At 40.4% G+C, this 7,853-nt stretch carries 7 protein-coding genes and 3 pseudogenes; 1 reads left to right on the top strand and 9 read right to left on the bottom strand.

All coding sequences use genetic code 11. The annotated features are described in order from the left end of the window. Positions 1–60 precede the first annotated feature (60 nt). Positions 61–687 (bottom strand): nucleotidyltransferase domain-containing protein, encoded by a 627-nt coding sequence (locus tag DXB15_RS16435; RefSeq protein WP_243115683.1) that lies wholly within the window; start codon positions 685–687, stop codon positions 61–63. Between the two features lie 302 nt (positions 688–989). Here DXB15_RS16435 and DXB15_RS16430 point away from each other — a divergent pair, with 302 nt between their 5' ends. Continuing rightward, complete coding sequence (locus DXB15_RS16430; protein ID WP_054703081.1) at positions 990–1,226, top strand: DUF6061 family protein; 237 nt, start codon at positions 990–992, stop codon at positions 1,224–1,226. A gap of 373 nt (positions 1,227–1,599) precedes the next feature. Here the strand turns inward: DXB15_RS16430 and DXB15_RS16425 are convergent, their stop codons facing one another. From DXB15_RS16425 to DXB15_RS16390, 8 genes and pseudogenes are all read right to left on the bottom strand, one after another. After that, a complete protein-coding gene (locus DXB15_RS16425; protein WP_242849410.1) occupies positions 1,600–2,064 on the bottom strand; it encodes a hypothetical protein in 465 nt (154 codons plus the stop codon). 177 nt (positions 2,065–2,241) lie between these two features. Continuing rightward, positions 2,242–2,445: pseudogene (locus tag DXB15_RS17820) on the bottom strand (AAA family ATPase); the annotation flags it as partial. 81 nt (positions 2,446–2,526) lie between these two features. Then, positions 2,527–3,873, bottom strand: a complete 1,347-nt coding sequence (locus tag DXB15_RS16415; protein WP_117598414.1) for an MATE family efflux transporter — start codon at positions 3,871–3,873, stop codon at positions 2,527–2,529. Beyond that, positions 3,863–4,318 (bottom strand): MarR family winged helix-turn-helix transcriptional regulator, encoded by a 456-nt coding sequence (locus tag DXB15_RS16410; protein WP_022046904.1) that lies wholly within the window; start codon positions 4,316–4,318, stop codon positions 3,863–3,865. The genes DXB15_RS16415 and DXB15_RS16410 overlap by 11 nt, the downstream gene beginning before the upstream one ends. A 176-nt stretch (positions 4,319–4,494) precedes the next feature. After that, positions 4,495–4,845: pseudogene (locus DXB15_RS16405) on the bottom strand (MGMT family protein); the annotation flags it as partial. Further along, positions 4,844–5,125, bottom strand: a pseudogene (locus DXB15_RS16400) (TnpV protein); the annotation flags it as partial. The pseudogenes DXB15_RS16405 and DXB15_RS16400, both read right to left, overlap by 2 nt. Positions 5,126–5,486: 361 nt before the next feature. Further along, entirely contained in the window at positions 5,487–6,191 is a 705-nt protein-coding gene (locus DXB15_RS16395; RefSeq protein ID WP_118703522.1) for a DUF6040 family protein, read from the bottom strand. Next, a complete protein-coding gene (locus DXB15_RS16390) occupies positions 6,175–7,836 on the bottom strand; it encodes a MobA/MobL family protein (RefSeq protein ID WP_242998914.1) in 1,662 nt (553 codons plus the stop codon). The genes DXB15_RS16395 and DXB15_RS16390 overlap by 17 nt, the downstream gene beginning before the upstream one ends. Positions 7,837–7,853: the final 17 nt, after the last annotated feature.

Here is a 7,853-nt window from a genome sequence, read left to right as displayed (position 1 = left end):
TAAACCGGAATCCCACCGGCTTGACTACACACCCTTAGCTGGGCGCACAACTGGAATTTATTAAGTAGTACCATTAGCATTTTTTATATATGCAATCCAGTCTTCCAAGCTATTTATACTGAAATTATCAAGTGCATTTTTGTAGCAAACAAAAGCACTGGGATGGTTTTTCTCCATCCATTTCAATGCCTTTTTCGGTCCCAAATAAGTATGCTGCTTGATATCACAAAATATCTCCAAACTGTCAATCAACACCCAATGCCACCGAAACATCCCTTCAGCATCGTATCGTTTTACTCGTGCAAGCATCTTGATGCACCAATCGACATTTGCATCTATTTCTGCTTTTGTTTTTTGGGGACGGTTTTGTAGATACGAACGCACCTTCATTTGGAGTGTTTTTCCTCGTTCCTCGTTATCCACAATAATCATTCCATCAAAAATTTGGATGAAATTATTGCAATCAAATTCTCCATCAAAATAAGAAGCAGGATACACGAAAACATCCAACTGAATGTCGTTAACAAAAGATGTGTCATGGAATTGTTCATGGTCATAAGAAATAACCAATGCGTCAAAATCACTGTTCAGATTGTTTGTTCCGTTCGCATATGAGCCATAAAGGATAATGGAAAGAGGGTTATATTTTTGCTTAATATATTCAATAATCTTCTCCAACAAAATCACCTCATTAAATTCCGATTGAGATTTCACCTGTTTTAAGAGATTTAATAACTGTTATATTTTGTTATTAAATTCTCCGCAATTCCTTGAAAACACTGGATTTGTCGCAGGTGAGCTTTCCCTTATTGTTTCCCTTGTGTTATATCGTCCTACCAGTGTTTACGAACACTGATAAGGGAAAATACAAGGGCAAAAAAATTATATAAAACAGTATAACACAAAATAAAAGTGACATGGTGAACTGATTGAAATGCTTCTGATTTTTGTAACAGATGATTTATTGATCGATAAGGAGATAAGATACGATGAGAACAATATTTGCAGAATATAATCCCGGACGAAACAGCATTGATGTTTATACCAGTGCAGGCTATATGCTTCGCATTGACTGTTGGGAAGCAGAAAAGGACTTAAAAACCACACCAGGATCAGACTGTGCATTAAACGCACTCGCCATTGATGAACCTCTTGAATATGCAAGATTATATCTTGATGGAAATTTGCAGATGTGGGTAGATGCGGAAGATTCATTAGAATTATAAAATACAAGTAGCCTGTATTCTTTATTTCACATACAGGCTACTTAATCAAAATTACTATAATTGATGGTAAGCAAGTTTCTTAATATACCTTGTTTGAATAATACTGAGCCATTTGCATATTAATTTCAAATGAAAACTTTTTAGTTTTGATTCAGTATTTAATCAATGTTCCTATATTTTAAATATTCTGTGAACTTTTTAACTGCTGGAGTAATTTTGGTCCGATCTTTCATCGCCAATGCAATTTCTCTGAAATATGGTGTTTGAAATGGTCGGATTGCAATCTGATATGGTATACGTCTCAAAATCATTTCAGGAAGTATACCAAATGCGATTATTATTTATAAGTATTTCTTGAAGGTATTTTTCATCTTCAGGGCAACGTCCATCGCCCAATCGAACTGTTCAGACCACTTATCCTTATTTTAAAAATTTGCCGAATAAGATATAAGGATTCTGTTGGCTTTCTTGTCCAGTCATTAGGCTTTTCTACCACTTCAAATTTAACGGCGATATCCGAACTGCCTATTTGGTATAGTTTGATTTCTACCAAGAAGAGCGCAATATTCTCATCGGTGTGATTATTCAGCCACTCAATTGCAGAGCGATGTTCTTCTCTGGCTCTCTTGACAACCCAAATTACAATATCGGCAGATTTGCCGGAGGCATATGTAATCAATTTACCAAGGTAATCATGGTCTGTATCTTCAAGCTGATTTTCAATAATGGTTTTTCTGTCCGTTCCTGTTTCAGTTGCATAAATGTCTACATTAAAATCTCCAACGCTGGACTCAGTTTCATCAAAGGTTATCTCCAAGCCAACGGCATCCGCCAGCAACGCAAGATTGTCCTCTTCTGCAAGCCAAAGAGTAAAGTTTATTGCCTAAAAAGTTGCTTGATCAAGAGGTGAGTGCTAATTATTTGAGATTTTTTTTGCACACCTTGATTTTGCTTGGTATGCAGCCATTTTTTCTTTCCAACTGCCAAAGATGGGATTTTACTATAACCGGATTTTTTATTTCGCGCACTCCATAATAACCGCTTCACATCTGCCATATCCAAGCTGTGAACTGTTCAGACACAACGTGTAATTGCTGGCCTTTCCCCACTTCTGCCCGGTATAAAAGTTATAATTTGTCATACGCCTTTTATCTGTATCCTCTATCAGCTTTGCTGCTTTCTGGTCACTGACATTATATAACCAGCTGATACGCTGTATGCATCATCCAGAAGCATTCCCTTGGTCTCAAGCAATTACCTGCAGTGTCTCTCCCGCTCCCTTTTTTAAACATATAATGATTTATAAAGCGTTACTTTTTTTCTCTGCACGGTCAAGATAAATATAAAATCCAACATTTAGCACGATTCCCACCATTGTCGATACTGGTGCCGCAAGACCGATCTTCGTCAGGCTTGCATTCGGCTGGATACTCATCACATAGGCAAATGGAAGACGTACCAGCAATGTCTGGATTAATCCCTGTGTCATTACCCATACCGTCTTGTTATTACCATTGAAATATCCGACCATACTGAACAGAATTGCTGTCACGATTGTTTCCAGTGCGAATCCTTTCAGATATGCATACCCTTTCTGGATAACGGCTACATCCGTTGTGAAGAACCCTGCCAGTATATCGCCTCCAAACATCACCAATAAAAATACTATACATCCCACAACCAGGCCAACACCGATTCCGGTAAACATGGATTTCTTCGCACGCTTTGCCTTGCCTGCTCCGATGTTCTGAGATACAAAGGATGCCATCGACTGCATCAGCGCACTTGGAACCAGCATCGCAAAGTTGACAATCTTACATGCAACACCGTAACCCGAAGAAGCTTCCAGGCCAAGCCGGTTCACAAATGCACAAAGTGCCAGGAAGGACATCTGTGTCAGGAACTCCTGCAGTGCAAGCGGAAGTCCGATCTTTAGGAATTTCTTACACTGACTATTCAACCCGAAATCTTTTCTGGTAATCTTAAATGGAAGTTCCTTTTTGATCAGAATAACAATAGCAAATACTACGCTGAGTGCCTGCGCTGCAACAGTTGCAATCGCCGCACCTGCTGCGTCCATATGAAATCCTGCCACAAGTACTATATCTCCGATCACATTTACAATACATGCAACAAATACAAATAGCAACGGTGATTTACTGTCCCCCAGTCCACGGAAAATTGCTGATAAAAGATTGTATGCAACAATAAAGAGAATACCGCCTCCGCAGATACGCACATATACCGAGGTCAGCTCAACCGCCTCTTTCGGAGCCTGCATCAGGACTGAGATTGGATGTGCAAATCCAACCATAACAATAAATAATCCGACTGCAATCATCGTAAATACAACTGCTGATCCGCCAATGACCGATCCAATCTGCTCTGGTCTCTTTTCACCGAGATATCTCGCAATCAGTACCGTAATACCCATTGCAAACTGTGTCACTACAAAAGTTACAAGATTCAATACCTGACTTCCCGTAGAAACCGCTGAAAGCCCGGATGTAGAACCGAATCTTCCAACTACCAGAAGATCCACTGCACCGTATGCCGCCTGCAGGATCAATGATCCCAGCACCGGTATCATAAATGCAATCAGTTTTTTAAGTATGCTTCCTTGTGTAAAATCTGCCTTATCGTTCATCGTAATGTTTTCTCCTTTCGCACATGATCTGATAAAATTTCTCTATCGTCCGTATCATACATTCTGCATCTTCGTCCGAGATTTCTTCCATGTAAGGGAGCAGACTTTTAAAATATTGTTCGTCATATTTCTGCGAAAGATTTGTTCCCTTTCTTGTAACAGCTATGTATGTGACACGTCCATCTGCTTCAGAAGCCATTTTCTTAAGGTATCCTTTTTCTTCCATCTCTTTGACAGTTCTTGTAACTCCCGGTCTTGGAAGCTCCATTGCATCACTGATATCCGACACCTTTACCTGTACGCCCTGTCCTTCCAAAGACTGTATCGTATCCAGATATTGAATAAAGGATGAACGAACACCTTCGGGCAACGGTGGGAGCATCTCCCGGGTCCGCTTTGCCTGATAACATGCATCGAACATCCTTTTTATTATTTCACTTGTCATATTCTGTCCTCCTTATATATTATCAGTAAAATCACCACTTATACTTTCTTTTGCATTCATGGCACTTCTAGTAATTATCACAGTTAATTACCTTTGATAATTATATAAAAATTTAGAAATTTGTCAAGCTTTTATTCCATTGTTAACAGCTGATCCGCTGAAAATTTATCATCTTCTTAATATCTTCCGGAATTTTTTCCCAGATTTCCGCAGACACATATTCCATATTTTTCCAAATCTACCCTTCCATTTATCACTTCAACTCCATCCGCTCGAAGAAGTTCTGCCTGTACATCCTCTCCACCAAACGCAAATGCCCCGGCCAGTTCACCTTTCGCATTGACCACTCTGAAGCACGGAATATGTTCCGGATCCGGATTCTTATGCAGTGCATTGCCCACGGCTCTTGCCATTCTGTGGTCTCCCGCCATCTCTGCGATCTTCCCATAAGTTGCCACATGTCCTTTCGGAATACGCTTCACTGCTTCATAGATTCTCTTTGTCGGACTGTCCGTAACCAGATCATACCCAGACAATCTGATCTTTCTCTTTATCCGGCAAAGGCTCTTTTTTCTCTAGCTGTTTCAGAATCACTTCTTCCCGTTCTCTGGCTGCCTTGTCTACTTCCAGAAGATGCTCTCCAATGGTGTCCTGCAGAAGCATCACCTGATAAGTTGAATTTCGATGATTCTTCAGATAATCTCTGTGAAGAAAACCATACTTGCCAAGTTGCTCCATCTGCTCACCGGATTTATAGGTGAGATTCGGGATCAGATATCCATTTACATTTGTATACGTTATATAAATAGGACATTCGCAATCCGCTTTCGCTACTTGCTCATGAACGCAGTTGCTTCGCTGCCTGCGTTCATTTTATTATGAGATTCCGACAGGTGTATTAAGAGGTACTGGGCACTCTTTATACCCGGCTATTGCAACTATCATAGGAACCTGTTGTTTTCGTATCCTCTGGATATATACTATTTTCAGGCAGCATTGCCAGTTAAATATTCTGTATTATGCTTTTCCTATTTCATGGATACTAACACTATTTCTTATTATAATTGGCTTTATTATAATAAAACCAATAAAGTAATATCCAAACGAATAAATTTTATTTTTATGCACAAATCGGACAGCTTTAAAAATTTAGCTGTCCGACCTACTCTTAATAATATCCCCGTTCTTCCTGCCAGTCTTTCACATAGCATCGAATTCCAATATAAATCACATGCACCAGTAGCAACAGCGTGATAAGATTTACAGGAATAACAGATTTTATCCATTCTCCAAAGTAAATTACAATAGCTGCACTCGTTATCGCCACTATTATACTGAGGATATCCCAGCAATATTTCCGGTAGATTTTTCCAACCTGATAGCCAATCCCAACTATCAGTAATCCGGTTATGATAAATAAAATTCCCATAACAATAGCTCCGATCAGCCAGTACATAAGCCCGGAAAGGATACGGTTAGGTATTCCGCTGCTTAACTGTCCGAAAGAAGCTGCACCTATGACAAACTCCCGAAACAAGCTTCCCATTCCTTTTCCTAACACACCGAAAAATGTGATACAGTCGTTAAGGAAAACTGGCGAAAGAATAGCCGTAAACAGGGTTATTGTTATGCTGTACCATGCCAGTAGGAACAGGATACTTTCATAACCAGTTGTCATATTTTTAAATTTCTTTTCCAGCTGACTTTTGCGGTTATCGCATTTTTCTTTTGCTTTCTGGTAAGCAGTGCGGTCACATTTTTCACATTTCTCATAAGGCACTTTTTTCTCAACAGCTACCTCTACCGTCTTTTGGTGTGTCTGTGCATAAAGTTTCTCCTGTTCTGCTTTTTCATACTTAAATTTCCATGCCACGACTTCTGCGTCGGCTCTTTTCCTTCTGTCTGTCTCGTTGGTCAATCGCTCCTCTGTTTGCCTTAATCTTGTCCGCAATGCTTCGATATTCTCGACTCTGTTTTCGCTGTTCAATTTCTCGTTCAAGGTCAGCGATTCGCTTAGCTGCTTGTTCAGTTCCAAAATTGTCTGGTCTTTCTGATCCAGTTCGTCCTGCATCTGTTCTGTCATCAGCAAAAGTTCTTCCACCTGCCCGACGTTCTCTAAGTCTTTGCATCCGTTCATCAAGCTCCCTCACTTTCTCTATCTGCTGTTTAAGGTCAGCAATTCGGTATTCTGTTTCTGCAATAAGCTGTTCTCGCTGTTCAGCTTCTGCGTTAATTCCTGCCATTGCTGATTCTCGGTTTCCAACTGTTCGATTCTGGTTTTCTGTTGCTCGATCTGTGAGAGCAGTTCTTCTGTATCTGGCAAAAGATTCAGCAGCCCGGATAATTCGCTGTTTAAGTTTTTTAAACTCTGGTTCTGCTCCTGAAAAGACAGGAGCTGTCGATCCCGTTCCTGCAATTCCTGTATCATCTCTGCCATAAGCTTCTGCTGTTCCTCTATCTGATTTATCATTGTCTCCATCATGGGAATGACTTCCCGGCTTTCTTCTAATGTCATCCAATCGCTCCTTCCATTGTGTCAATGCACCGGATACTTTTCCAAAAGAAATCTTTATTTTACCCAGCAGTGCATTTTGTCTTTTTATGATCTGGTTTTCCTCCACTTTCCATGAAGCGGAGGATGTCTGTCCGTTTTGAAATTTCTCATCAATTTTTCTGGCATCCGCACCCTCATGGATCGTCGGTATCTCTAATTTTCCCTGCCTTGCATAAGAACGGTGGTCAATGTGATTTTCCGTTTTCAAATGTGCATTACAGACGTTTGCCCATTCGCTCCGCCATAGCTCACAATTTTGTGGATTGTTCCACCCGGTAGCATCGGTTAATACACGTTTCCACTGTTTACGGTTCCTTGCACCGACTTTCTGATTGCCATTTTCGTCCAATACCGGGATTCGGATTCCATGACGGTTAGGGTTCTTTTTATCCTGCCACCAGTCCGGATGGGATTCATCCTCCACGATATTTCCATTTTTATCTCTGACAAAATCCCAGTCCTTGACTTCCTTGTTCCCCCATGAGTGGTCTGGATTGAGTGGTCGCATCGTCACAAGTAAATGCACATGGGGATTCCCATCTCCTTTATCGTGGATACTCCAGTCCGCACACATTCCCTTATCTACAAAGGTCTTTTGGATATATTCAGTTGTATAATTTATCTGTTCCTGTCGGCTCCATTCTTTCGGAAGTGAGAACTCAAATGACCTGCCAAGTTGTGCGTCTGAACTTTTTTCTATCCTCAAAACTTCATTCCATAAACGCTGCTTCTGAAAAGTAAGTTTAAATTTTTTCAGTGCGGCTTCTTTGTTATCTGCCCTTTTATATCGGACAGATTTCTGGAACCGTCTGATATTTTCAGCAGGTACATTCAGCCATTCCTGTGGTGCATTTTCACACATCAACAGGCTGGTATAAACAACTTCTCTTTTGGAAGTGTAGTAGCTGATTCTGCCGGTTTCTTCATTTTTATATCCATTCCTTTCGCGCTGCTCAAGGCACAAAACGTCATGAAAAAAAC

Origin of the sequence: Roseburia sp. OM02-15, assembly GCF_003481835.1 — a bacterium.
Classification (GTDB): Bacteria; Bacillota; Clostridia; order Lachnospirales; family Lachnospiraceae; genus Eubacterium_I; species Eubacterium_I ramulus_A.
This window is presented reverse-complemented; position numbering and strand designations above follow the sequence as displayed.